The following is a 25,570-nucleotide window of genomic DNA, read 5'->3' on the forward strand; positions in this document are numbered from 1 at the left end:
CGCAAGGGAAAAATAAAAAAGACACTGCTGTTTCCCTGCCTGTTCTGTAGTAACCCGGATACAAAGGTGCGACACCTTTTGCGTCAGCTTAAACTAACGTCAATATATGCAGAACAGTACGTCTGCATATAACTGTAGTCAGCCTCAGCTGTCGACTCCGAAAAATATTAGAACTCTTAAAGGAAAACCGCCGTGCCAGTATATTTTTATTCAGCATTGCGAAAATTGTTTCCTTCTTTTGTTCATTCTACACCATAATATTATATATCTCTGTATTTTCTATTATAGTACAGAAAAAAATCCTTGTCAACATTTTTTTCATATTCTGCGAATTGTACAAAAACTATGTTCTATCTTATACAGACAGCACAACAGGCTCCCCCTTTGGAGAGCCTGTTCATCAAAGTTCAACTGTAATGCTGTCCTTCAGTTCAAAGGAATAAAGCAAAGTTTCCTTTACCTGCTTACCTGTGGTCAGCTCAATAGCCGCCTTGTAAAGCCTCAGCTGCATAGCATACCGCTCTTTCAGTGCCGCAAGAGACACTCCCCTGTCGGACTTGTAGTCCACGATAACTATGCCGTCAGGCTCCTCAAACATGAGGTCGATGATACCCTTTATCATGCCGTCGGACTTTTTCAGCCTGTCAAGAGTTTCGTTCTCGATGTCAAGCTGAGAGACCGCCACCATGAATTTCTTCTCCCTGACATAGCGCAGGGAGCTCTTTATCCTGCCATAGAGACTGCTTTTGAAGAACGCCGCAACGTTCTCAACGCTTATGGATTCCGCCTCTGCCCTGCTGATATAGCCCTTTTGCGTAACGCTTGCTATCTCGGCTTCGGCAGCATTAATAGCATTGTCAAAGTCGCAGTACTGGAAGAATGTGTGTATCGCCGTTCCGCGCTCTGCACCTGTCAGCTTTGTGCCCTCGGACTTGAACTTCGGGCGTTTCAGTCTGAAATCGAAGCTGTCGTCGTTCTCTTTCAGCTTCTTGGTTATCTGGGTAACGCTCAGCTTTGCAGAAGTCTCGGAAAGCGTCCTGTCGTACTGAAATTCTATTATATCCTGCATTTTTGCGATGAGTCTTTCGTCAGCCGCAGCCTCCTCTGCTTCATCTTCGCTTTCCTCAGTTTCAGCCGAAGCTGTCTCAGCTATTTCGTACTCAAAGAGCGTATCAGCTTCACTGCCTGCTCCCAGCCTGCTGACGTCAAGCCCAAGCTGCTCTGCGATATCCGCAAACTCCTTACTGCGTACAACAGCCGCCCACAGCCAGTCCGAAAAGCTCTTAGCCTCCGACACCCACTCGGTTATGTCGTCATTGTGGAGCATACAGCTGTCAATGAGAGAGTTTACACGTTTCAGAGCCTTTTCGCTGCATTTCAGATTGATGAAAAGCTGCTGCTGAGCTCTTGTAAGTCCGACATAGAGAAGTCTCATCTCCTCGCTGCGTGTAGCTCTTTCCTCCTCGGCTGAGAGCATTGTCTGCTGGAAAGTCCTGTACTTTCGGAACAGATTAGGCTCATAAAGCACATAGCCTATCCTGCCGTCATCGCTGCACATGACAGTTTTTGAGTCGAATTTGAAGTTCACAGAGGTCTCAGCAATGAAAACAAAGGGGAACTCCAGTCCCTTGGAGCGGTGAAGCGTCAGCACGTTGACATAATCCCCTGCTGAAGCCGATATCTTGCCCTGTGCGTAGTCGCCGTTCTCCATGACTCTGTCAAGGTGGCGCAGAAATCCGTTAAGTCCGCCTGTGCCGTCAAATGCGGCGGAGCTCTCATAGTTCTGAGCGTACTGGATAAGCGCACGGAGATTTGCACGTTTCTGGTCGCCGTCGCTGTAGAGCTGCATAACTGAGATAAAGTCCGTGGTATCGTATATCTCGCCGATAAGCTCTCCTAAAGTCATAGTCACGGAGTCAAGCCTGAATTCGTCGAGTGATTCGAGGAACTCCATACAGTGCTCTCTCAGGAACATATCAGTGCATTCCTCATATTCCCCCTCTGCCAGACCGCGGATTATCGCAAAAAGCGCTCTGTGCTTGTCGAGGGACTTTATCACCGCAAGGTCGGATATACTGAACATATACATGGGCGATGTCATTACTGCCGCCATGGGGATATCCTGCAAGGGATTGCTGATAACTCTAAGCAAGTCGATAAGAACGGCTATTTCACGGGATTTTAGGTAGCCTGCCTCCTCATTGCCCTTTGCAGGCACGCCTATCCTGTTCAGCTCGTCGGCATAGACGTTGATGTAGGAGTTGTTTCGCACAAGGATACAGAAGTCCGACGGTCTGCACGGACGCTGAGTGCCGTCCCTGTCGGTGACAAGAACGCCATTTTTCAGCATATCAGCTATCTTCTGAGCAGTAAATACCGCTTCTCGGTCAGCCTTGATATTAACGCTTTCCTCGTCCTCCTCGCAGGGCTCGTCGTTAATAAACGAGATATGGGTGATACGCTGACTTCCGCCGCTCTCAGTGAAGTGCTGTGCTCCGAAATAGAGCATTTCGTCGCTGTTATAGCCGATATCGCCGCAGTTTTCGCTCATTATCTGAGAAAAAACATAGTTTACGAAGTCTATGACCTGCGGTGAGCTTCGGAAATTCTTGTTAAGGGTGATATACTGATTTTTGCTGTCGCTGTCTGCGGAATACTTGTCCGCACCTTTCAGCGTGTTTATGAAGTTCCGCGGATTCGCCAGTCTGAAACGGTAGATAGACTGCTTCACGTCGCCTACAAGGAAAACATTGTCGCCGTAGAGGGGCTCGCCGTTTTCTCCGAGCTTATAGTTCTTGGATATGAGCTTGAATATCAGGTCCTGCTTGTTATTGGAGTCCTGATACTCATCGATCATGATTATATCGTAAAAGTCGGCTATCTTTTCAGCAGCTTCGGACTGTATTATCCTGCCGTTTTCGTCCTCGGCAGCAAGAATATCCAGCGCAAGGCGCTCGCCGTCATCAAAGCTGAGGGCGTTCTTCTCGCACTTCTTCTCCCACAGTATCTCGTGGTACTTTCTCAGCATATCCACAAGAACAGCAGTCACCTCGCCGCTCTCGGCAAAATCGCTCTCAACGGAGGTGATACTGCTTATGACCTTGGCAACGCTTTTTTTGATGATGTCTCGCTTTTTCTTGAAGATATCCCTCAGCGCCTTGTCATGGGGAGTCTTTCCCACTCTCACAAGGTCTGCGAAGTCCTCAGCCTTAGCGCATTCCTCAGCCGTGGGGATACGTCCGCTTCTGAATACTGCCAGCAGGTCTGACACGTTATCGTAGTCATTCTCTGCCTGCTCATAGGACTTCACTGCCGCCGCAGCCGCCATATCGGGGAAAATTCGGCTTATCATGCCCATATTATCATCAGCCGCTTTAAGCGCCCTTTCAAGCTGACGGGTAAGAGTTTCAATAAGCTTATGATAGTAGACCGAGCTCTCAAAGTCGGTATTGTAGTTATCCACCGCTGTTTCAAGCCATTTATCGGACATTGCTACGGAAGAAAGGAAATTATCAGCCCTTTCGATGACTTCCACAACCCTTTTCTCGTCTTTTATGCAGAAACGGTCGTACATAAATGATATCTTGTCGTACTCATTGGCGCTGTAATAGTTGATAAGCTCTTCAAGAGCGCGGGCTCTGAGGACCTTGTTATCAGTGTCATCAAGAACGCTGAATCCCGAGGTCACGCCGTTTTCGCCTATATTGTCCCTTATAAGGTCAAAGCAGAAGGAGTTTATCGTCGATATCCTTGCACTTTGCAGAAGTATCTGCTGTTTTAGCAGATGACGGTCATCAGGGTGCTCGTTGATAAGAGCGCGGAGCTTGCTGTCAAGGCGCTTTTTCAGTTCCGCTGCGGCGTCGTTGGTAAATGTTACAACTACCATTCTGTCTGCGCGGACTCCCGAATCCTTGTCGGCTATGAGCTGAACCAGTCTCTCCGTAAGGACTGCCGTCTTGCCGCTTCCTGCGGCTGCGGATACGATAAGGGACGTATCTCTCGCGTCTATTGCGTTCTGCTGCTGCTGTGTCCAGCTCATATTACTCCTCCTCTCCCTTGTATTTCTTGCCCAGTATCTCCTGAGCCTCGGCAACCGCGCTCTCATCGGGAGTTCTCTGCCGTTCAAGCTCTGAATTATCGCATATATTCATGTACTCGCAGTAGGTACAGGGCAGCTTATTCCCCATAAGAAGCGGCACGGCCTCGGCGTCGCCTGCAAGAAGGGACTCCGCCATGCTTTTCAGCTTGCCGTAGGTGTAATTTCTCAACAATGTCATGCCCTCTGCGGAGATACAAGCGGAATTCTTGTCGGGAACTCCGTTTTTGTCAAGCTTTACGGGTATGAACTCGCCGCGGACGTTCTTTTCCATAGCTTCAAGAATATCCCTGTCACCAAGGACAAGTCCGCTGGTTCGGAGCGCCGAATTGACAGCTCCCGTATTCTTTGAATCCACCTTATGGGATTCGAGATGTACCTCGGATATCCTTACGGGAGAATAGAGTACTCCCGCAGGCGAATAGCCCTCGTATATGCCGCCCTTGTCCGTGGAAGCAAAGAGATAGAGCAGCATCTGCATATTGATACCGCAGGCAAGCGTTTCCGCAGTTATGTCCTTGCGGCTGCTCTTGTAGTCGATTATGCGGAGATACTTCTCGCCTTCCATGTCGCACACATCAGCTCGGTCAACTATACCGCCGAAGCTGAGCTTTCTGCCGTCTCCGAATGGCAGTATAACGGAATGGCTGTCCCGGAGGTCAAGCTCGAACTTGTGGGGCACGAAATCCGAAGCCATAAGCGCCTGCTGGGTATACATGAATACCTCGGACATACGCTCCGTCAGCTTATTGAAGATAAGGTCGAACTTGGCGTCCTTGCCGAAATCTCCTGCAAGCGCCTCATTGCGGTATTCCTCGGCACAGGAGCTTATCTCTGATTTTACAGCTTCACAGGACAGATTCACGAACTCCGATTTGCTGTACTTTCCGAGAATACCGTAAAAGCACCTGTGAGTCAGCTCGCCTGCGATCCTTGCGTCAAGCTCAACCTTTTCGTTCAGGTGAAGTCTCAGGCACTTGTCGCAGAAATACTTGAAATGGCAGAGGTTGTACTCCTCAAGCCCCGATGACGACAGCTTCAGCGGCTCGAAGCTTTGCAGCTTTTCCATGATATCCCTGTCAATGCTGAAGCTCTGGGTGTGATAGCCCCTGCTCATTACATAGGACAGTCTGCGCCTGTAGTCGGGAGCGCCCATGAGGAGCTCCTTGACAGAAGCAACAGCGGTGTCATTGCTCCTGCGCTCCTGCATATAGTGATAGAACGCAGAATGAAGCGTAGCCGCATAATAGTCAGTGGAAATACTGCCGCTTGTCATACGTATGCTCTCATCGCCGAACATAGCGATTATCCTGTCAACGATCTGGGCAGGATATTTCGCCTGTCCCGATAGATCGGACAGCGGATAGGTTATATATAGCTTGTCCGAAGCCGCAGATACAGCCTTGTATACTACAAGGCGCTCCGAAGCGATAAGCTCCGCAAGAGGTGTTGAAAGCTCAATGCCGTTCTCGGAAAGCTTCGATTTCTCAGCCTCGGAGAACAGTCCGTGGAGACTTATCTGATTGGGGAAATCCCCGTCGTTGGCTCCCATAACGAATACAACTCTCGGAGAATCAAGTCTTGCCATTCGCGCAGAAGCCGCCGTAACAGCGTCAAGAGTCTGAGGCGGCACGGAATACTTGATACGCCCTATCATAGAGCGGATAATTCGTGAAAACTCGGCAAAGCTTATCTCCCTGCCGCCGAGTGTATCACAAAGACTGTCCAGTATATCCATAAGGCAGCCCCAGAGCCTTTTAAGCTCCGCCGCTTCGTAGTCCTTATCCTGCTTGATGAGCTGTCCCATGAGCTTTGCGGTATTTTTCTCGCCGTTGCAGTAAACTATATGGTCATAAAGCAAACCGCACAGCTTTTCGGCAGTGTTCTTGCTATTCAGCTTCTTTTTCAGCTTAATAAGCGGAACTACAGTCTTTTTTCTGATATTTTCAAGGAGCTCCAGCTGTTGGTCCTCGGCAGTGAATTCCTCCAGCCAGCTGTCGCCGTCAACGTCCCATTTATAGCAGTAATTCTCCAGCAGAGACACCTCGGTGAGAGTAACGTCCAGAAGTCCGCTTTTGAGGAATCGGAATATCTGCTCAGAGCGTATACGGCGACTCGATAATATATCGAGCATGGACGTGAAGAACACCATTACCGAGGTATGGGCGACATCCTTTTCAAGACTGAGAAAATACGGGATATCGTATCTCTTGAATGAAGCCTTCAGCACGTCGGAGTAAACCGCGATATCATTGGAGATTATGGCAATATCCTTGTACATCAGCGACCTGTCCTCATAGACAAGGTGCTTGATAGCGGCGCAAACGAACTCCGCCTCGTCGTACATATCCCTTGCCTCGAAAATATGGATATTCTCAGCCTTCGGAGCTTTATCGGCTTCGTTTCTCAAGTTCACAAGGGCTCTCCTGCTGACATATTCAAGGTCGGGAGTTTTAAATCTGCAGCACTTTTCACACTTTTCTACGGACGTTTCCGCGCCGATCTCGCGGCAGATGTTCATTATCTTCCTGTAGGTGTCGTTTACGGTCTCAAAAAGTGTGTACGCTCCTGCGTTGACGTCGTCTGTTCTGAGGGCTATGCACACATTTTCTGCGGAAGATATCATAACGCGGAGCATTTCGTACTGGTCGGCGGTAAAGCTCTCAAATTCGTCAAGAAAAACCGTCTTTCCCTTGAAATACTCATGGAGATTCGCTATCTTTGCGGCTTCGCGGATATTGTCAAGCTCGTCCTTGAAGCCGTACTCCGCCATAAGGCGCTGATACTCAAGGAAAATAGCCGCCACATCGTCGGTCTTGTCCATAAGTCTCTTGTCGAGAGTACGGGAGCGCTGTACAAGCTCCTCGGGAGATATGCCCGAGCGCTTGATATCGCGTATCAGCGTCATTATCTCCTCGGCAAAGCCGCTCTGCTGACTCTGTCTGCGGAAGCTGCTGAGAGACTCGGGACGTGACAGCGCGGCGTTCACAGCCTGATATATGAGGATCATTTTCGCCATATCGTCGGCAAATTCGCCCTTGCGGTCAGGATCTCCGTAGAGCTGGAAAAGCTGTCTTGCCAGACCTGTAAAGCTCAGTGAGAAAAGCTCGTTGAAGTTCTCTGCGCCAAGGTAGAAATATAGCTTTTTATCGAAATCCTGCGAAAACTGCTCGGGAACTATTATGCAGAGCTTCTCTGCCGCACCGCATTTTTTCTGTATCTTTGCGAACATTCTTGTGGTTTTTCCACAGCCAGCCGCACCTGTTATAAATTCAACCATAAATTCCTTCTTTACATAAAATATGCATACCGCGAAAAACGGTATGCATATTGATCTTCGTTATCAGAAACCGTTCAAATGGTTCTTTTTCATTATCTCAGGGAATTTAAGATAAGCGTAATCAAGATTGAAGCTGCCGCCGAGACCGTCTACCTTTCCGTCGTTGGTATACTGCCACATATTGTAGTTCTTGCCGAATCCCGGCTTTGATACTCCGTAGTGAGCTACCCAGACGTCGAAATCAGCGAATATAGACTCGTCCACTCTTGAATTGAGGAAATTTGCATAGCTCTTTACGCCTACATAATATCCTTCTTTCTCAAGAGTTGAGCAGAAAGCCTTGATTATATCGGATATCTCCTTGTTGCTCTTTGAAGCAAAGCACTGATCCTCTACACAGTAGTATATAGGATAAGCGAACTTATGTCCCTTGATGACCTCTAAGCAAGCCTCTGCTTCGAGAACTGCGTCCTCGGGAGACTCAGCATAGCTGTACCAGTAAGCTCCGCAGTCGATGCCAGCCTTTTCTGCTCCCTCAATGTTAGCTTCAAAGTACTTGTCTGTCTGCGATGCAAGATTACCGTAGCCTGCACGTATCATCGCATAGTTGATACCGCTTGCCTTGACCTTGTCCCAGTCCATTTTGCCCTGCCATACCGAAACATCGATACCGCTTGCAACGCCCTTGTTTATATTGACGGGGCGAATATTGACGGTCTGGTCTGTTTCAGTGCCGTCGGGCTCATATGTATCTGGAGATATCAGGTACGGATAATTCACATAGCAGTGATCCAGATCAACAACAGTGTCGATTCCGTTCACTCTGCCCTTGTCGCTGTGCTGCCACATACCGTAATCTCCGGTATATCCGGGAGCCTTAACATCCCAGTGGGCAACCCATACAGCATATTTATCCAGCACCTGCTGATACACCTTAGACGTAAGCAGACTTGAGAAGCTGTATACGCCTGCGGAATATCCCTTTGACTCGATAGTAGAGCAGAAAACGTCGATTATCGCAGATATCTCTGAGATAGGAAGCTTCTTCTGACCTTCCTCCTCGATATCAAAGTAAACAGGGTATTTCAAGTCATAATCCTTTATGATATTGTAGCAGGATATGGCTTCTTCACGCGCCTCTTCGGGACTGTAAGCATAACTGTACCAGTAAATACCGATATCCATGCCGACTTTCTGAGCTTCGTCTATGTTGTACTGGAACCATGTATCCTTCTGATAGGGATACTTGTCAGCATTGCCGAAGCCTGCCCTGATGATCGCAAAATCTATTCCGCTGTCCTTGACAGCCTGCCAGTCTATCTTTCCCTGTGCATAAGAAACATCTATACCCTCTGCCTTTTTGTACATAAGGCTCTTATCGCCCGAATGCATCTTTACATAGGTCTGGTGAGCATTATAGATATCAAAAACATTAAACGGCGTTTCCGTGATACCGGCAGCCTCTACAGTGCCGCTTTCTGCGGTATCAGCCGAGATACTGCCCGAAGCCTCTTTACTTTCGATCTCAATTGTGGTATCATATATATTGCAGCTTATATTGTTTTCGGCGAAAGCTTCTGAGGGTGATAATGCTGCACTTGAACCGATGAAAGAACAAGCCATCAGTACAGAAAGCAGGCTCTTATATATCCTCATATCCGATCAAACTCCCTTTCGTTTACGTTACAAAAAAGAAATAACTGTTACATAGCTTTTTGTAAATTATAACATACTTCTCAATTTATTTCAACCGTTACAGTCTAAAAAATATAAAAAGAAGCATAATTTTGTATGGTTTGAAGAAATTTTAGAAATGTTTTTGTAACTTATAGATACTTCTATGTAATAATCAGGAGATAAAAAATGAAAAAATTTGTAATAAATGACAATGACAGTGGTCAGAGAGTAGATAAATTTGTGACAAAAGCTCTTCCTGATATGCCAAAGAGCATGATGTACCGCCTGATACGCAAAAAGGATATCAAAATAAACGGCAAACGCTGTGATATAGCTTCAAGGCTAAACACAGGGGATATCGTCACTGTTTACGTCAAAGATGACGTTTCTGAAGTAAAACAGCACGATATGAGCTTTCTTAACTGCCCTCCAGACCTTGATATTGTCTACGAAGACGAAAACGTGCTTATTGTCAGCAAGCCTGTAGGACTTGACTCCCATTCAAACGGAAGTCCGCTAACAGACACTCTTATCGACAGAGTTAAACACTACTTATATAATAAGGGCGAATACTCCCCCGAAAGCGAAAGCTCCTTTGCGCCTGCACTTTGCAGCCGCCTTGACCGAAACACCTGCGGACTTGTGACAGCCGCAAAGACTGCCGCGGCTCTCCGCGATATAAATGAAGCTATACGAAGCGGCAACGTCCATAAGATATATCACTGCGTAACTGCCGCTCCTCTGCCGAAAAAAGAGGATATAATCACCGCCTATCATCAAAAAGACGAGTCAAGAAATCTCGTTAAAATTCTTGACTCGCCATGTGACGGCTTTAAGCCTATTAAAACAGGCTACCACGTTATTGCCGAAAAAGCTCCCCTGTCTCTTGTGGAAGTCACACTGTACACGGGACGCACTCATCAGATACGCGCTCACCTTGCTCATATCGGAGCACCCATTCTCGGTGACGGGAAATACGGAAATACAGCTGTAAACAAGAGATACGGCGTATTCCGTCAGGCTTTATGCGCATATAAGCTGAAATTCCAGCTTCCCGAGGAGTCCTCGGTGAGCTATCTCAACAAGCTCGATATAACAGCTCCAAAGCCTGAATTCGAGGTCAGATTCTTTAGTTAGGCTGACCGACTCTGTGACGAAGATTCTCTTCCTTGAGCTCTCTGCCCTCAGCAATGAGGGCTCTCATTTTGTCCTTATCTCCGCTTTTCAGCGCCTCGCTGTACTTGTTGAGGTTAGCGATAAGGGTATCAAGCTCGTACTGGAGATTCTCCCTGTTCTGCATGAAAAGGTCAGTCCACATCTTCTCGTTCATAGTAGCGATCCTGGTCATATCCTGAAAGCTTCCGCCGCTGAATCCGCATTCAAGACCAAGCTCGGGACTCTTTACATATGCACTGGAAACGATATGCGCCAGCTGTGAGGTGTATGCTATCATTTTATCGTGGTTTTCGGGACTTGTTACGACTATTTTGCCTGCGCCTATCTCAGTAGCTACAGTTTTCAGAAGCTCCGTGTCCTTTTCTTCGCTGTCCTCAAATGGAGCGATAATAAAGTTAGCCTTTACGAAAAGGTCTGCTGTACTGTTGTAATAGCCGCCGAACTCCTTGCCTGCCATTGGGTGGATGCCAACGTATCTCAGCCCGTTAGCTTCGGCAATAGCTTTCATTCTGTCGGAAAACTCGCCCTTTATGCCGCATACATCGGTTATAAGGGTGTTTTTGCTTATTTTCGGAGCATTTTCCTTGAAAAATATCTCCGAGCCCTGCGGAAACAGAGCGATTATAATCAGGTCATATCCCTCAAAGCTGCCGTCAAATACGTTATCAAGAGCAACGTCGCGGAGTGCGGCGTTCTCGATATCGTGGTTGAGGTCACAGCCTGTTACAGTGTGATATGTGTATTTTTTCAGTGCTTTACAAAGTGAACCGCCGATAAGTCCAAGTCCAACAACAAGAATATTCATAAAAATTTCCTCCCGAATCTTTTATCATTTAAAGTATAACACTTTAAATAGCAAAAGTCAATAGCTTTAAAAACATTTTTCTCTCTCCTGCATAAAATATAAGGAGAGCTTTCTCAAATCTCAGGAAAGGAATGTTTTTATGCCAAAGGTATTTTTAAGTCCTTCTACTCAGGAATGGAACCAGTATGCCACTGAGGGCAACGAGGAGCTGTACATGAATCTCCTTGCGGACCGTATGGAGCCCTATCTCCGCTCCTGCGGCATAAGCTTTGTCCGCAACGATCCCGTCAGGAACGTTACGGGAGCTATTGCAGACTCAAACGCAGGCAGCTACGATGTGCACCTTGCCCTCCACTCCAACGCCGCTCCCGAAAACCTCGCAGGCAGGCTGAGAGGGATAGATATATATTTTGCTCCTAAGAGCAGCTACAGCGAAACTCTTGCAAATATTATCGCCAATAACCTCAAATCAATATATCCTCTCCCCGACAAGGTCAGAGCTGTGCCAACCTACTCACTGGGAGAGGTGCTCCGTACAAAGGCTGTGGCTGTGCTGTGCGAGCTGGGCTACCATGATAATTACGCCGACGAAGCATGGCTGAAAAACAATCTTGAAGCCATAGCTAAGAATATTACGAATTCTCTCTGCAATTACTTCGGTATCCCCTTTGTGAACGCAGGTGCAGTCCGCTGGGGAACTGTCACTACCGACGGAGGCAACCTCAATATACGAAGCTATCCCTCCCTTGCAGGAAAGATAATAGGCTCTATGCCCGACGGTGCCACAGTAATGATAAACGGCGAGACCAACGGCTGGTATGTGGTAAGCTATAACGGTATAAGCGGCTATTCCAGCAGCGATTATATAACTTTGTAAAAGAAAAACGTACAGCAATTGCTGTACGTTTTTTCGTTATTTTTCATCATCATTCTGCGAACGGCGTCTGCGCCTGTCATTTTTATTCACCTTCGGAACGGCATATATCGGCTTCATAGGCTTTGATTTGCTCTTGAAGACCACATATGCATAAATGCAGACCAGAATATATATCGCGCAGAGCAGGAACGATATCATCAGCGCTCTGTTGAACCACCTTGACTTTCGGAACATCTTTGCAACGTAAATATTATACTTGGATACTGAGCGCTCAACATTGCTTACGGCAACTATCTCAACTGTTCCCAGCTCCTCGCCCGAATACTCCAGCGTTACCTTGCCGAGAGGTTCGCCCTTTGCTACGGGAGCCTGCAAGGAAGTCTTGTACCATTCAACCTTGTCGCGGCTTATGGTAGAGATATCTATATCATCATACCAGATACGGGTGAATTCCTCCTTGGGCTTTGCAAGGACATAATCATTGCCCTCTGCAAGCTCAACGGGAAGCTCTCCTACCTCTGCGGTATCCGCAAGGATAGTTTTGTATGAGAAGTGTCCGAACGCCCAGTCAAAAAGGGACATAGCGTCAACTATATGGAAATACGCAATATCGCCGCTTGATGATTTCAGCGGAGACTTCAGAAGCACCGCAAGATATTTGTTTCCGTCACGGCTCGCCATAGTTATGATATTTCTGCCTGCCATATCAAGGTTTGCGGTTTTTATGCCCTTTGTGCCGCTGTAGGCATAGTCGCCGTCGGAATCCATCATAACATTTGAATGAGTCCATATCCATGAATTCGGATCGTCATGGTGCTCGGGATTAGGATTAGAGGGAGTATAGCTGTAGGTAGTAGCTATAGTCTCGAACATCGGAACATCAAGAGCGTACATGGTAAGCTTTGTCATATCGTTTGCAGTCGTGTACTGATTCGGATCGTACAAGCCTGTGGGATTGGTGAAATGAGTATCGAACAAGCCAAGCTCGGCAGCCTTTTCGTTCATCATCTCCACAAAACGTTCTGTATCGCCCTTGCCTATTTTGTAAGCGATAGTCTCGCAGGCTTCTACAGAGGAAGTCAGCATCATTGCATAGAGCAGGTCGGTCATGGTAAGAACGTCGCCGTCCTCTATCTCTGCGAATCTAAGGTCATCGGGATATTCGTAATTATAAAGATACTCGTAGATTGACTCGTCTATAGTTACCTTTTCATCAAGGTCCTCGCAGTTTTCAAGACAGACAACAGCAGTCATTATATTTACAAGCGGTCCGGGCATTTGCTTTACGTCAGCATTCTTCTCATGTATGACCATGTTTGAATCAAGATTTATAAGCACCGCCGATTCGCTCTGGATAGGCTCTTCCAGCGGAAAATTCACAGCCTTGGCTTTAGTTGAGCACACAAATGGCAGTACCATTACAGCCGCAGCAAGTAAGGAAAGTAATCTCTTCATATATACTCCTTTATATTCAAGCGAAATGTTCGCATTATTTCATTTTAGAAAACACCAAAATATATTATAGCAGATTTTTTTCTGTTTTAAAAGAGGTTTCTGAAATTTTATTAAAATTTTCTGAAATTTTTCTGTGCCCCCTTTACGTTTATAAAAAAATATGCTACAATAATAATCACAGAAAGCAGCACAGAAAAAAATAGCTGCTAAAAATTGAACAAAAGAACGGAGGTTTTAATGTGATCTACGTAACAGGAGACACCCACGGAGACATCACACGTTTTAAAAGCTCTGAAATGAAGAAATTATCCCGAGGCGATACCCTTATCATAGCAGGTGATTTCGGTTTCATCTGGAATGACTCAAAACAGGAAAAAGCCGCGCTGAAAAGGCTCGCCGAGAAGAATTTCAGAATAGCTTTTGTGGACGGCTGTCACGAAAACTACGACCTGCTGGAAAAATACCCCGTTGACAAATGGAACGGCGGTAAGATACACCTTATCGAGAAAAATATTTTTCATCTGATACGCGGTCAGGTCTACACCATTGAAAAGAAAAAGATATTCGCTTTCGGCGGAGGTCACAGTCAGGACATAGACTTCCGCAGGAATGTTGACTGGTGGGAGCGCGAGATGCCTACTCATCAGGAGATACTCGACGGTATCGCAAATCTCAAGGAGCACAACTACAAGGTGGATTACGTAATCACCCATGAGCCCCCTGCTTCTCTCAAGGAATGCCTCGGAGTAGACGTTCTGGAACACCTTGAGGTACACGCTTTTTTTGAAGATATCATCAAGAACTGCACCTATAAAAAATGGTTCTTCGGGAAATGCCACATCGACAAGCATATCCCCTTGAAATTCTACGCAGTCTATGACTGCCTCTATCCACTTAAATAGACATATTATAAGCAGATCCGACATAGTATTTACTATCAAATCAAAAGAGGTAATACTATGAAAAAATTCAAATTAACGGATCTGCTTATTTTTGTTGTTACGGCAGAGCTGGTGGGAGCTCTATCTGCTCTCCTTGCAGGCAATTTCACATCATTCTACGACGAGGTCATCAGACCACCGCTTTCTCCGCCTGCGTGGCTGTTCCCTGTGGTATGGGCGATACTCTACGCTCTCATGGGAACCTCTGCATACATGATATGGAACAACAGAAAAAACGAGCTGCGCCGTTCATCTGCACTGAAGCTCTACTACATACAGCTTGCAGTGAACTTCTCATGGAGCATAATTTTCTTCCGCTTCCGTGCCTTTGCTCTTGCAGCAGCCGTGGCTGTGATTCTTTTTTTCATTGTTGGAGCAATGATACTCTCATTCAGAAAAATATCTCCCCTTGCCGCAAAGCTGAACCTCCCCTATCTTGTATGGCTGGGCTTTGCTTCATATCTGGCAGTTGCCATTTACTTCATCAATTAAGCAGAAGATAATACCGTTTTTTCTTCCAATATCTTTGCATTGAAAATACCCTATATCCCGTGCTATAATGATATTGTCACCGGAGGACAAATACTTACAGGAGGGATATTATTATGTGCAACATCTGGAAGATTCTCTGTGATATGTTCGGCTTCTGCTGCAAATAACACACATACGAAAAAAAGCTGCGTTTTCTGCGCAGCTTTTTTATCTTTTCGTGAGACGAAGTCCACTGAAATTATAATGTTTCCTTTACTGCCTTTGTAAGCTCAACGGCAGCTTTTTTTACGTCCTCAGCTCCGAAAATTGCCGACACTACAGCAATGCCGCTTTGACCGCAGCTCTTTATCTCATGGACGTTTTCAGCCGTTATACCGCCGATAGCCACAGCAGGTATATCCACACAGCCGCATATCTCGGCAAGCTGCTGCGGAGTTATCCTTATTGCGTTAGTTTTTGTGGGCGACGGGAATACAGCTCCGACGCCGAGATAATCAGCGCCCGATGCTTCGGCAAGCTTTGCCTGCTCAACAGTTTTTGCGGTAGCTCCTATGATGAAGCCCTCACCTGCTCTTTTACGTATCTCCGCTACAGGAGCGTCCTCGATACCGACGTGAACACCGTCGGCACCGCTTTTCAGCGCGGCTTCGTAGTCATCATTGATGATGAGGGGCACATTGTATTTATGGCAAATGGGCAGAAGTTTCTTTGCTTCTGCGATAACTTCTTCCTGAGTGATATTCTTTTCGCGGAGCTGTACGCAGGTCACACCGCCGAGGATAGCCTGCTCAACTGCTTCTTCAAGACTCACGCCGCGGAGACAGCTTCTCTCGGTAACTGCATAGAGCAGAAGCTGCTTTTTATCAAACTTCATATATTCACTTCCTGTTAAATTTACTCATAAGCTCTTTCGGCTGTGCAGACTTCATAAAGCCGCTCATAACGCAGGCACCCGAAGCTCCTGCTTCCATGACCTGAGAGAAGTTTTCGGGTGATATGCCGCCGATAGCATATACAGGTATATCCACGTTCTGACATACCTCGCGGAGGAAATCAAGTCCACGGGGCGGAAGTCCCTTTTTGCAGTCCGTGGCAAAAACATGACCTGCCGTAATATAGCCTGCTCCGAGAGCTTTTGCCTCAAGAGCGTCCTCAACCGAATGACAGGAAGCTCCTATAAGGCTGAATCGGCGTTTATATTCAGCCGCCAGCTCACGCAGTATATGCAGGGGCAGATGTATGCTGTCCGAGCCCAGTTCAATTGCAGCTTTCCAGTAGTAATGGAGAATAAGCTTTGTCTCGCTGTTGGAGCATATCTCAATAGCTTTTTCTGCAAGAGCACGGTATTCGCTCTCGTCAAGTTCTTTTTCGCGTAGAACGATGTATTTCGGAGCTGCCTCTGCTATCTTAGCAAGCTGTTCCAAGAAATCGCCGCCGCACAGATTACGGGCAGTAACGCAAATGATATCAGACATAGAGATAATCGTTCAGCACAGGCTGAAGTCCCTCTGAGGACATATCCTTGTACATTTTATCGAAGCTTCTGCTGTCGTTTATCTCGAACTGCTCGTCGCCCTCTGCCGAATCGCTCTCCTTTCCTGTGTACTTGCTTTCATGGTCGCCGATACCCGTGGAAACGCCTGCTGATACCTTAGTTGCGGCTATCTTTACGATACCGTTTCTGAAAGTCTCGCTCTCACGCGAGGAAACTGTGATACCGCAGAATGGCAGGAATATCCTGTACGCGCAGAGTATCTGGCAGAGCTGCTTCTCGTGAACGTCCAGAGGGTTTATCTCGTCGTTATTTATGATAGGACGAAGTCTCGGACATGACAGCGATATCTCAGCCTGTGGGTATTTTCTCTGCAAGTAGTAAACGTGAAGCGCACTTGCAAGGGCGTCCTTTCTGAAATCAGAAAGTCCCAAAAGTGCAGAGCAGGCAATGCCTCTCATGCCGCCCATAAGAGCTCTCTCCTGAGCCTCAAAACGGTACGGAAAAATTCTCTTGTGACCGAGGAGATGAAGCTGCTCATAGCGGTCGCTGTCGTAGGTCTCCTGAAATACCGTAACGTAGTCAACGCCGCATTCGTGGAGATACTTGTACTCGTCGGTATTCAGCGGATATACCTCGATACCAACCATGCGGAAGTATTTGCGAGCCAGCTTGCAGGCTTCACCGATGTATTCAACACTGCTCTGTGCACGGCTCTCGCCTGTGAGGATAAGTATCTCTTCCATGCCGCTGTCAGCGATAACTTTCATCTCATGCTCTATCTGCTCCATATTGAGCTTCATACGCTTGATGTCGTTGTAGCAGTTGAAGCCGCAATAAACGCAGTAGTTCTCGCAGTAATTGGCGATATACAGCGGAGTGAACAGATAAACCGTATTGCCGAAGTGCTTCTGCGTTTCAAGTCTTGCCTTTGCAGCCATTTTTTCAAGGAATGGCTCTGCGGCAGGAGAAAGCAGTGCCTTGAAGTCCTCAACAGTACAGATATCGTGATTAAGGGCAGCATTTACGTCACGGGCGGTATACTGCGAATAATCGTAATTATTCATCTCCGTAAGAACCTTGTCCATGATATCGGACTTGATACGCTCCATGCCCTCCATGTACTCCATGTGATTTGAACGGGAGGACGGATCAGTCTCAAGGGTATGCTTCTTTTTAAGTGCAGCCTCGGAGAGCTTGTCCGAATCCACGAAATAATTATTGTCCATCAGTATCACTTTCCTTTATTACTTTTGATATCTACCTTCATTATTTTTTCAACGGCAGCATTAATGAAGCGTGAAAGATAATGCTCCTCTATCCATGCATAAACCCAGAACAGAACAAAACAGCCAATAAATACAGAAACGATATCAAATCCGATAAAATGTATTATAAAGCCTGAACCTACAGTCATGAGCAATACTGTCATCAGATTTAATACCGCACATATATCTGAAGCTACGCTGATTCTTTTAGAGCAGGTATTTCTTTTTTTCATTTTCGTCTTATCAGTCGCGCAGGAATCCCGTCAGCGTATCCGAGGGCGACGCTCCTCTTGTAAGAACACGTCCCAGACCTGCCAGATAAGCCTTTCTTCCTGCTTCTATTGCCTGCTTGAAAGCCTCAGCCATTACAGGCAGGTCGCCTGCTGTAGCAAGGGCTGTATTGGACATAACAGCGGCAGCTCCCATTTCCATAGCTTCGCAAGCCTGTGAAGGTCTGCCGATACCTGCGTCAACGATGATTGGCAGGTCTATCTCATCAATAAGTATCTGTATGAAATCTCTTGTAGCAAGTCCTTTGTTTGAGCCTATAGGCGAAGCAAGAGGCATTACAGAAGCCGCACCTGCATTCACGAGGTCACGGGCTGTATTGAGGTCGGGATACATATAGGGCATTACGATGAAGCCCTCCTTTGCAAGTATCTCCGTAGCGCGGACAGTCTCCTGATTGTCGGGGAGAAGATACTTTGTATCACGCATTATCTCTATCTTTACGAAGTCTCCGCAGCCAAGCTCTCTTGCAAGACGGGCAATACGTACAGCCTCGTCTGCATTTCTTGCGCCCGATGTATTGGGGAGCAGAGTTACGTTCTTCGGGATATAGTCAAGGATATTCTCATGCTCCTTGGAGTTTGTACGACGTACAGCGAGAGTGATTATCTCAGCGCCAGCGTACTTTACAGCCGCTTCGATAAGACTGAGGGAATACTTTCCCGAGCCAAGTATAAAACGTGAGGAGAACTCATGTCCTCCGATTACAAGTTTATCGTCTTTCATTTTCTTTCTCCTTATATATCAAATTCTCCTGCGATCATCCTTATAACTGCGTGAGCCTGATGACCTGCGCAGATAAGGACTCTCGACGAAACAAGTCCCATGCCGTCTTCAACGTCGCTTACTCCGTCGCCGCAAAGGTAAAAGCGCTTGGTCACGCGCTTTGTGGTTATCATATTTGAGGACGCTATGCCAGCCATTCCCGAGCCTGAAACAAGGTACTTCTCAGGCATATTCTCCAGCACACAGTTCACCAGCATTGCTTTCTGGTCGGCTTTGTCAAAGGCTTCGACTATGATATCGTCCTCAGCAAGAAGCTTCGGGATATTTTCCTCGTCAAGCCTTACCTGCTCCTTGACAATATCACAGTATGGCGCGATACGCTTTAGTGTATCGTACATGGCGTCTGCCTTGAACTGTCCAAGCTGTTCGGGAAAATACTGCTGTCTGTTGAGGTTTGAGATATCTACTCTGTCAAAGTCCAGTATGTGGAGCTTTCCCACGCCTGCCCTTGCAAGGGCAATCGCGATATTCGAGCCGAGACCGCCCAGACCGCATACCGCTACAGAAGCGGCACTGAGCTTTCTTTGGAGCTCCGCACCGTGACGCTCTTCAAGCGCCTTGTACATTTCTTCTCTTGTGGGTATCACAGTATCAGCCGCCTCCCACAAAGCGCACTACCTCTATCTTGTCGCCGTCTTTGAGGACAGTCTCGCCGTACTTAGCCTTCGGGACTATCTCCTCGTTGAGCTCTACAGCTACGCGCTGACCGCTTATATCCATATCAGCAAGCATTTCGGTGACAGTTTTTCCGTCCTTGTCGAGAAGCTCTCCGTTTATCTTTACCATAGCTACCTCCTAACAAAAATCGGGAAACCGCCTGACGCAGTTCCCCGAATGCATTTCATAAAGCATACTCCCTACGCTGGCATTAACCAAATCAGGTCGAAGGGTCGAAGGTATCACCTTCCTCTCAGCCTGTTCCACAAGCTCCCCTGTAAACTTATTATATCACCATATTTTTTGAAAATCAAGTACTATTTTCCATTTTGCCGTTTTGCACACATCTTTCTCAGAAAAGTGTGAGCTGCCTGTACTTTTCTGGCAGTTCACTGAGATACTCAAAGCACTCCCTGTTGCGCATAATGCCGTATTTTTCGCAGAACTCATGGAATATCCCCATTAGTCTGTCATGGTTCGGGCTGACTATCTCATAGCTGAGCCCGTATTTCCTGCGGTATCTGTCGGAAAGTCCCTGAAAATGCCTGTCCAGCGCCGAATAGAAGTACTCCCTGTTGCCGTCGCGGAGGGTGAGACCAATTCCGAAGCATATTATGCCCTTTACGCCTGCCTCGGCGCAGTAATCAAGAAGTCCGCGGAGATTCTCCTCTGTGTCGTTTATATATGGCAGAAAGGGCGTCAGCCACGCAACTGTGGGGATATTATTCCGTTTCATCTCCATGAGGACTTCAAAGCGCCTGCGAGTATTGCAGACAGCAGGCTCGATGATACTGCAAAGGCTGTCATCATAGGTAGTCATGGTCATCTGCACGACAGCCTTAGCCTGCTGATTGATTGAAGCAAGAAGCTCCGTATCCCGCAGCACAAGGTCTGATTTAGTAAGCACAGCCGCTCCGAACTGGTACTGCTCTATGAGCTCCAGACATTTCCGCGTAAGGTTCAGCTCCCTCTCTATAGGCAGATACGGATCGCACATAGAGCCCGTACCTATCATGCATTTTCTGCGCTTTGAGCGCAGAGCCTTTTCCAGAAGCTGCGGAGCGTTGCTTTTTACCTCGATATCCTCAAAGGCGTGTGTCATATTGTAGCAAAGACTGCGGCTGTCGCAGTAGATACAGCCGTGAGTACAGCCGCGGTAGATATTCATTCCGTTTTTTGAGGACAACAGCCCCTTTGCTTCCACAAAATGCATGATTCACGCTCCCCGATGTTTTTAGTTCATTATAACATATCAGCATATAAATAGCAATAACCGCGGCGAAAAACTCTATCGGATAAACGCAAAATACCTCTCGGGTTAACCATAGTACTTATATAGAAGTTTTATGTTTATTATTGAGAGAACCCCTTTTGAAAAAGGGGCTTCTCTCAAACTCTCTCCCTAAAACTTTCGTTTTGTTTTTTCTCAGATAGGGCGCACCTGCATTTTTACAGGATTTTTTCATTTATGGAGCGCCCTATCTGAGAAAAAACCAGATAAAAGTCTTTGGAAAGGGGTATGGGGGGAGAACCTTTCCTCAGAAAGGTTTCCCCCGATAAATAAATATAAGTTTCTATATGAGTATCACGGTTAACCCAAGAGGTATTCTGATTTTATTCAAAACAGATCATTTTTCTATAAGCGGCAGTATCACATTCGCTGTGAACATATCGCCGTCGATGACTACCTCAAACTTACCGCCGCAGGCTTCGGTGAAGCTCTTGGCTATGGAAAGTCCGAGACCGTTGCCCTCGGTAGTTCTTGATTTATCGCCGCGGGTAAAGCGCTCGATTATTTCCTCGGGAGTGAAATCCATTTCCTCTGCGGAGATATTCTTGACAGAAATACGGGTGAATTTCTCATCGTTGTCAAGATTTACGTATATTCTTGTGCCTGCAAGCGAGTATTTCAGCGCGTTGTCGATAAGGTTCTGCAATACGCGGTAGAGCTTCCTGCCCTCTGCCATTATGTGAGCAGTCTGCGCCTTGATATCCGTGCGGACCTCCATACCCGACTGAGCTATCTTGTCCGCCATATCACCTATCACCTGCTGAGTGAGGATAACTGCGTCTATCTCCTCATTGCTTACATCGGTATGGCTTGTAGCCTTTGCAAGGTCGAAAAGGTCTGATACCATTGCTTTCAAGCGGTCTGATTTCTGGCTGATGATAGTCACGTAATCCCTTGCCGCAGGGCTCATCTCCTCTGCTGAAAGCAGGTCGATGTAGCTGATTATAGACGTAAGGGGAGTTTTCAAATCGTGGGATACGTTTGTTACAAGCTCTATCTTCATGCGCTCGGACTGCACCTGCTTGTCAACTGCTGTTTTTATGCCGTCGGAGATGTTGTTGAGGTTATTTGTCATGCCGTATGCAGGAGACTTCTCGGGAACAGTCCTCGGTGAATAGTCACCGCCGTTCATATCGGCTATCTGCTTTGCTACGCCTGCTATCTCCGCATGGTCGCGGAAACTGAATATAACATACAGCACAAGCAAAAATACAGAGCAAACAAGGAACGCTTCGATCTCTCTTGAAGGGATAGTTGCGATATAAACAAAGAATTCTGCCGCAGCGGCTATGGCTGTGCGGATAAGGAATCTTCGCAGAAAGATGTCTTTTTTCAGGGAGTTTTTCTCGATATGCCTTATACTGCGAAGATCAAGCTTTTTACGGATAAAAGAGAAAAGCTTTTTTAAGTATTTCCATACAAAAACCAGTATGCGTCCTGTGAGAGAAGTTTTAAAGACACTTCCGCATTTAAGCCGTGTGGAAAGTGTTATCAGTGAGCCAAGTGCTATTGCATAACAGGCTGTTAAGGCACTTCCTGTGATTATCCCGCCCATATCCACGTTTGTGTAATACTCCGCGAGGACAGTCCTGATCTCGTCCATGCCATAAAGCAGTGCAAAAACGCCTGCTGCCGCCCCTGCGATGAATACTACAGGCAGTTCTGCGAATATACGGTCAGGCATTGAAAGGACGAATTTCTTTTTCTCTGCGTCATAGCCGCAGGCAATAAGGAGAAGCAGCGCGATTATAGCGCCTGCTATGCCAACGGGAATAAGCGGCATCGCCTTGTGGACAGAGTCCTGCTCGATATTACCGCGCATCGTCTGATACTGCTCATACTCGGAGATAAGAGCTTCGGAAGGCTTGATATAAATTGTTATATCGCTGTTTTTTTCGTCATATTTCTGAAATTTATCCTTGCTTACTTTGATCCAGTTTCGGCTGTTCTCATCAAAGAACATATACATATCAGTATCAGTGACCTCGGACATATCTCCGACACTTTCCACATTTTTTCCCTCTGACCATATGTCTCTTTCATTAGGTTCAAATCCGTTTCTTTCATCGGGAAGTGCATAATATACATTTTCCTCGTCGTGTTCAAACTGCTCGAATGCTTCTCTGTTTGCAGGCTCGAATTCAAGTTCTTCGTTATTTCTGTAATTATTCTCGGGAACAGGCATAGTTCCGTCTGTCTTATAATATAAAACTGCCCCAAAGTCGTCGGTATAGCTTTCTAAGTCTGTAGTATCAAGGTCATACAGTGCGACTGCCTGCTTGGGCAGCGAGCCGTACATCAAATAGTAAGTCAGCCCATAATTTGTAGTATACCAGCGCTTTTCGCCCTGATGATACCAGTTCACTCCCTTAGGAAAAAAGTTGGTTTGTCCCTTGATATATTCTATACTGTAGTCACTTTTAAGTTCCTCTGCTGATTTTGTGGTATTGGTGAGGACTCTGTCTCCGCAGCTTGCATAATATTCAAAATCACGGGGGTTTTCAATGGTCAACTTTCCGCTTATGTCCATAAGCTCAAGCTCCTGCATTGCCTGTTTTATTGACTTTTCGTACTCCTTCGAGCAGGTGTATCTGCTGTTCTTGTCGGTATTTCGCAGATATATGCTGCTTACCGCCCAGAGCTGGTCAAACAGATGATTAATATCATGGGTATAATCGTGACTTTCCATAACATCATCGCGGTTACTGCGTGAATCTACCTGCTTCATGTTCTCATTTACAATGAATACGCATTGAAAAGCACATATTCCCACAAGCACGCAGGATATTATGAACGCTATTATACGCGTCAGCCTCTTTTTAAGGATCATTTATATCACTCCTATTGTTTCTCCACTTTATAGCCAATGCCCCAGACTACCTTTAAATAGCGCGGTTCACTGGGATTTATCTCTATTTTTTCTCTTATATGTCGGATATGTACCATTACGGTGTTCTCGATAGAATAGGAGTCCTCATTCCATACACGGGAGTATATCTCCTCTGCGGAGAATATACGCCCTGCATTTGTCATAAGAAGCTCCGTTATCTTGTACTCGGTAGCAGTAAGCTTCACGGGAGAGCCGTCCACAGAGAGCTGTTTAGCGTCCTTATCCAGAACAAGACCGCCTATGCGCACCACATTTTCCTTTTGGACGCTGTCTGCCGCACCAAGGCTCAGATATCGGCGCAGATTGGAATTAACGCGAGCCACAAGCTCCATAGGATTATAGGGCTTGGTGATGTAGTCATCGGCGCCCATGGAAAGTCCCAGTATCTTGTCGCTGTCCTCGGACTTTGCTGAGAGCACTATAATGGGGATATTCTTTGTAGCGCGTATTTTCATCATAGCCGAAAGGCCGTCCAGCTTAGGCATCATAACGTCGATGAGTATCAGCTGTATGTCGTTCTGCATAAGTGAGTCTATGGCTTCAAGTCCGTTGTAAGCCTTGTAGACAGTATACCCCTCCCGTGAGAGAAGCGCCGCAATGGCGTTTACTATGTCGTGGTCGTCGTCCACCACAAGTATGGAAGAATTTTCGATATTTATCATGATAAAAGTCCTTTCGGCAGTAAAAACTAATTGTACTTATATATTTTACCGCTCTGCTGTTCTTCTGTCAATATTATAAATGGCTATTCTTATTTTTCCCCTGCCAAAAATCTTAATTTTTTCTTAATATTGTCAGAAGTCATGAAAAAAGCTCCGCAATGCGGAGCTTTTCGCCGTTTATTTTCTGCTCATTCGGTTCGGACTTACATCTCTTCGATAAAGCTGTTTACGTTTTGTACTTTGTAGGGCTTATCAGGCATCAGTCCGCCGGTGTACTTTTTAGAGTGCACCAGATGTATGATACTTGCTATTATGTGAGCAGGGATAGTTGATATGAATACTGTTACCAGAAATGTCAAAAACAGTCCTGTCCATGTATCCATATAGTCTTCCTTTACCAGACAGTATGTGAGCAGGAAAGCTATAATTTCACATACAAGAAAAATAGCCCAGAAATGCAGCTTGTTCTTGGAATTGAAAGGCACTTTTGGAGAAGCGAACTCACCTGTCTGACCGTTCATGGCAAAGGTGTAATCCTCGCCCTTATATGTAACGTTCAGGAACCATACGGGCACAAGATAATACATAAGCTTCAAGTCGCTGAGAGAAGTTTCTGCGTTCTGTGAATCGGGGATATAGTCTCCGCCTGCAAGAATAGAAGCCCTTGAAGAGCAGGCGTGTCTGACTTCCTTTTCGACAATATCCAGAACGTGTTCAGCTCCTATGGTGTACCTGCTTGCGTAAAAGCCTGTAAGACAGGATTCGGTGAAATCCTCGGCTTTATCATACAAAAAGGGTGCAACGGAGTAAAATGCCTCCTTTTTTATATCAGTTCCCAGAATAGGATAATCGGTCACCTTATATTTTGCACTGTAATTATTCACTTTGCAGCCGCAGGAACAGCTGTAAAGCCATATCGGGATATAACAGCCCACGATATTATCCGTGACAGCAGGATCTCTGAACTCCTTGGGGGCAAAGCCTGCGCTTGCTATTTTCTCTCTGTATTTTTCGGCAAATTCCTCAGCATTTTTTCTGAACGGTATTACCTTGTCGGGACGAATATCTCCCGAAAAATTCGAGGAAATAACTACTTCATGATTACAGAACGGACACCTTGCCGAAGCCGAGGTATTCTTTGTAATGATGTTTCCGCCGCAGGAGGAGCATGAGAACTCCGCCAGCTGTTCGAGCATATCTGGCTCCCAGACATATTTTGTACGCTCTATCCAGTTAAAATCAGCAGGCTTTTCGTCAGTTACCTCATTGAAATTAGAACGTATATATTCAAGGTCATAGCTGTTTGAGCAAGAGCCGCAGACCATACGCTGCTCATTGATGTCGAAATGCAGCGGAGCTCCGCAGGAAGGGCATTTGTATACTGTTACGTCAGCCATAGATTCACCACCCAAAATTTTCTACAGCCTATATTATAAC

At 46.4% G+C, this 25,570-nt stretch carries 20 protein-coding genes and 1 riboswitch; of the genes, 4 read left to right on the forward strand and 16 right to left on the reverse strand.

The genetic code is table 11. The features are described from left to right. Positions 1 to 400 precede the first annotated feature (400 nt). The 3 genes from addA to T497_RS0103375 all read right to left on the reverse strand — a co-directional run bounded on the left by addA (position 401) and on the right by T497_RS0103375 (position 9,032). Positions 401 to 4,039: a helicase-exonuclease AddAB subunit AddA gene (addA, locus tag T497_RS0103365; RefSeq protein WP_028514394.1), complete on the reverse strand. Its 3,639-nt coding sequence runs from the start codon at positions 4,037 to 4,039 to the stop codon at positions 401 to 403. 1 nt (position 4,040) lies between these two features. Beyond that, positions 4,041 to 7,376, reverse strand: coding sequence for a PD-(D/E)XK nuclease family protein (locus T497_RS0103370; protein WP_028514395.1), 3,336 nt, complete (start codon positions 7,374 to 7,376; stop codon positions 4,041 to 4,043). A gap of 63 nt (positions 7,377 to 7,439) precedes the next feature. Continuing rightward, on the reverse strand, positions 7,440 to 9,032 hold the full coding sequence (locus T497_RS0103375) for a glycoside hydrolase family 25 protein (protein ID WP_028514396.1): 1,593 nt from the start codon (positions 9,030 to 9,032) through the stop codon (positions 7,440 to 7,442). Positions 9,033 to 9,239: 207 nt separating this feature from the next. On the opposite strand from T497_RS0103375, the gene T497_RS0103380 reads away from it, so the two are divergent. Continuing rightward, positions 9,240 to 10,190 carry an RluA family pseudouridine synthase gene (locus T497_RS0103380; RefSeq protein WP_028514397.1) on the forward strand — a complete coding sequence of 317 codons (951 nt, stop codon included), beginning with the start codon at positions 9,240 to 9,242 and terminating at the stop codon, positions 10,188 to 10,190. Here T497_RS0103380 and T497_RS0103385 read toward each other — a convergent pair. Further along, the gene (locus tag T497_RS0103385; protein ID WP_028514398.1) at positions 10,183 to 11,034 is read right to left on the reverse strand and encodes a prephenate dehydrogenase; all 852 of its coding nucleotides are present in this window, start codon (positions 11,032 to 11,034) and stop codon (positions 10,183 to 10,185) included. The genes T497_RS0103380 and T497_RS0103385 overlap by 8 nt on opposite strands. 139 nt (positions 11,035 to 11,173) lie before the next feature. Here T497_RS0103385 and T497_RS0103390 point away from each other — a divergent pair, with 139 nt between their 5' ends. Then, the gene (locus T497_RS0103390; RefSeq protein ID WP_028514399.1) at positions 11,174 to 11,911 is read left to right on the forward strand and encodes an SH3 domain-containing protein; all 738 of its coding nucleotides are present in this window, start codon (positions 11,174 to 11,176) and stop codon (positions 11,909 to 11,911) included. Between the two features lie 36 nt (positions 11,912 to 11,947). Here T497_RS0103390 and T497_RS0103395 read toward each other — a convergent pair whose 3' ends face one another. Further along, complete coding sequence (locus tag T497_RS0103395) at positions 11,948 to 13,366, reverse strand: D-alanyl-D-alanine carboxypeptidase family protein (protein WP_028514400.1); 1,419 nt, start codon at positions 13,364 to 13,366, stop codon at positions 11,948 to 11,950. Between the two features lie 239 nt (positions 13,367 to 13,605). Here T497_RS0103395 and T497_RS0103400 point away from each other — a divergent pair, with 239 nt between their 5' ends. Together T497_RS0103400 and T497_RS0103405 are read left to right on the forward strand one after the other, a co-directional pair. After that, complete coding sequence (locus T497_RS0103400; protein WP_028514401.1) at positions 13,606 to 14,268, forward strand: metallophosphoesterase family protein; 663 nt, start codon at positions 13,606 to 13,608, stop codon at positions 14,266 to 14,268. A 57-nt stretch (positions 14,269 to 14,325) separates the two neighbouring features. Continuing rightward, a complete protein-coding gene (locus T497_RS0103405; RefSeq protein WP_028514402.1) occupies positions 14,326 to 14,799 on the forward strand; it encodes a TspO/MBR family protein in 474 nt (157 codons plus the stop codon). A gap of 238 nt (positions 14,800 to 15,037) precedes the next feature. Here the strand turns inward: T497_RS0103405 and thiE are convergent, their stop codons facing one another. The 11 genes from thiE to T497_RS0103460 all read right to left on the reverse strand — a co-directional run bounded on the left by thiE (position 15,038) and on the right by T497_RS0103460 (position 25,530). Beyond that, positions 15,038 to 15,673, reverse strand: coding sequence for a thiamine phosphate synthase (gene thiE, locus T497_RS0103410; RefSeq protein WP_028514403.1), 636 nt, complete (start codon positions 15,671 to 15,673; stop codon positions 15,038 to 15,040). A 4-nt stretch (positions 15,674 to 15,677) separates the two neighbouring features. Further along, positions 15,678 to 16,274, reverse strand: coding sequence for a thiamine phosphate synthase (locus tag T497_RS0103415; RefSeq protein WP_028514404.1), 597 nt, complete (start codon positions 16,272 to 16,274; stop codon positions 15,678 to 15,680). Next, on the reverse strand, positions 16,267 to 17,520 hold the full coding sequence (thiH, locus tag T497_RS0103420) for a 2-iminoacetate synthase ThiH (RefSeq protein WP_028514405.1): 1,254 nt from the start codon (positions 17,518 to 17,520) through the stop codon (positions 16,267 to 16,269). The genes T497_RS0103415 and thiH overlap by 8 nt, the downstream gene beginning before the upstream one ends. Before the next feature lie 5 nt (positions 17,521 to 17,525). Continuing rightward, a complete protein-coding gene (locus tag T497_RS0103425) occupies positions 17,526 to 17,792 on the reverse strand; it encodes a hypothetical protein (protein ID WP_028514406.1) in 267 nt (88 codons plus the stop codon). Positions 17,793 to 17,802: 10 nt separating this feature from the next. Next, the gene (locus T497_RS0103430; RefSeq protein ID WP_028514407.1) at positions 17,803 to 18,573 is read right to left on the reverse strand and encodes a thiazole synthase; all 771 of its coding nucleotides are present in this window, start codon (positions 18,571 to 18,573) and stop codon (positions 17,803 to 17,805) included. A gap of 11 nt (positions 18,574 to 18,584) precedes the next feature. After that, positions 18,585 to 19,220, reverse strand: coding sequence for a sulfur carrier protein ThiS adenylyltransferase ThiF (gene thiF / locus T497_RS0103435; protein ID WP_028514408.1), 636 nt, complete (start codon positions 19,218 to 19,220; stop codon positions 18,585 to 18,587). A 4-nt stretch (positions 19,221 to 19,224) separates the two neighbouring features. Continuing rightward, positions 19,225 to 19,419, reverse strand: coding sequence for a sulfur carrier protein ThiS (thiS, locus tag T497_RS0103440; RefSeq protein WP_028514409.1), 195 nt, complete (start codon positions 19,417 to 19,419; stop codon positions 19,225 to 19,227). 51 nt (positions 19,420 to 19,470) lie between these two features. Further along, positions 19,471 to 19,577: riboswitch (TPP riboswitch) on the reverse strand. Positions 19,578 to 19,642: 65 nt separating this feature from the next. Beyond that, positions 19,643 to 20,503 carry an SPL family radical SAM protein gene (locus tag T497_RS0103445; RefSeq protein WP_028514410.1) on the reverse strand — a complete coding sequence of 287 codons (861 nt, stop codon included), beginning with the start codon at positions 20,501 to 20,503 and terminating at the stop codon, positions 19,643 to 19,645. A 415-nt stretch (positions 20,504 to 20,918) separates the two neighbouring features. After that, entirely contained in the window at positions 20,919 to 23,411 is a 2,493-nt protein-coding gene (locus tag T497_RS17295; protein WP_051530501.1) for a sensor histidine kinase, read from the reverse strand. A gap of 11 nt (positions 23,412 to 23,422) precedes the next feature. Further along, positions 23,423 to 24,133: a response regulator transcription factor gene (locus tag T497_RS0103455; protein ID WP_196243007.1), complete on the reverse strand. Its 711-nt coding sequence runs from the start codon at positions 24,131 to 24,133 to the stop codon at positions 23,423 to 23,425. 203 nt (positions 24,134 to 24,336) lie between these two features. Then, positions 24,337 to 25,530, reverse strand: a complete 1,194-nt coding sequence (locus T497_RS0103460) for a zinc ribbon domain-containing protein (protein ID WP_028514412.1) — start codon at positions 25,528 to 25,530, stop codon at positions 24,337 to 24,339. Between the last annotated feature and the right edge of the window lie 40 nt (positions 25,531 to 25,570).

This window comes from Ruminococcus flavefaciens MA2007, from assembly GCF_000621845.1.
GTDB lineage: Bacteria > Bacillota > Clostridia > Oscillospirales > Ruminococcaceae > Ruminococcus > Ruminococcus flavefaciens_E.

Excerpts from the sequence above, each read along its gene's own strand:
- T497_RS0103390 (WP_028514399.1), top strand. The coding sequence starts at position 11,174 with ATGCCAAAGGTATTTTTAAGTCCTTCTACTCAGGAATGGAACCAGTAT.
- T497_RS0103425 (WP_028514406.1), bottom strand. The coding sequence starts at position 17,792 with ATGAAAAAAAGAAATACCTGCTCTAAAAGAATCAGCGTAGCTTCAGAT.
- T497_RS17295 (WP_051530501.1), bottom strand. The coding sequence starts at position 23,411 with ATGATCCTTAAAAAGAGGCTGACGCGTATAATAGCGTTCATAATATCC.
- T497_RS0103370 (WP_028514395.1), bottom strand. The coding sequence starts at position 7,376 with ATGGTTGAATTTATAACAGGTGCGGCTGGCTGTGGAAAAACCACAAGA.
- T497_RS0103395 (WP_028514400.1), bottom strand. The coding sequence starts at position 13,366 with ATGAAGAGATTACTTTCCTTACTTGCTGCGGCTGTAATGGTACTGCCA.
- T497_RS0103460 (WP_028514412.1), bottom strand. The coding sequence starts at position 25,530 with ATGGCTGACGTAACAGTATACAAATGCCCTTCCTGCGGAGCTCCGCTG.
- T497_RS0103430 (WP_028514407.1), bottom strand. The coding sequence starts at position 18,573 with ATGAAAGACGATAAACTTGTAATCGGAGGACATGAGTTCTCCTCACGT.
- addA (WP_028514394.1), bottom strand. The coding sequence starts at position 4,039 with ATGAGCTGGACACAGCAGCAGCAGAACGCAATAGACGCGAGAGATACG.
- T497_RS0103375 (WP_028514396.1), bottom strand. The coding sequence starts at position 9,032 with ATGAGGATATATAAGAGCCTGCTTTCTGTACTGATGGCTTGTTCTTTC.
- T497_RS0103455 (WP_196243007.1), bottom strand. The coding sequence starts at position 24,133 with ATGATAAATATCGAAAATTCTTCCATACTTGTGGTGGACGACGACCAC.
- T497_RS0103405 (WP_028514402.1), top strand. The coding sequence starts at position 14,326 with ATGAAAAAATTCAAATTAACGGATCTGCTTATTTTTGTTGTTACGGCA.
- T497_RS0103415 (WP_028514404.1), bottom strand. The coding sequence starts at position 16,274 with ATGTCTGATATCATTTGCGTTACTGCCCGTAATCTGTGCGGCGGCGAT.
- T497_RS0103445 (WP_028514410.1), bottom strand. The coding sequence starts at position 20,503 with ATGCATTTTGTGGAAGCAAAGGGGCTGTTGTCCTCAAAAAACGGAATG.
- thiS (WP_028514409.1), bottom strand. The coding sequence starts at position 19,419 with ATGGTAAAGATAAACGGAGAGCTTCTCGACAAGGACGGAAAAACTGTC.
- T497_RS0103380 (WP_028514397.1), top strand. The coding sequence starts at position 9,240 with ATGAAAAAATTTGTAATAAATGACAATGACAGTGGTCAGAGAGTAGAT.
- T497_RS0103385 (WP_028514398.1), bottom strand. The coding sequence starts at position 11,034 with ATGAATATTCTTGTTGTTGGACTTGGACTTATCGGCGGTTCACTTTGT.
- thiH (WP_028514405.1), bottom strand. The coding sequence starts at position 17,520 with ATGGACAATAATTATTTCGTGGATTCGGACAAGCTCTCCGAGGCTGCA.
- thiE (WP_028514403.1), bottom strand. The coding sequence starts at position 15,673 with ATGAAGTTTGATAAAAAGCAGCTTCTGCTCTATGCAGTTACCGAGAGA.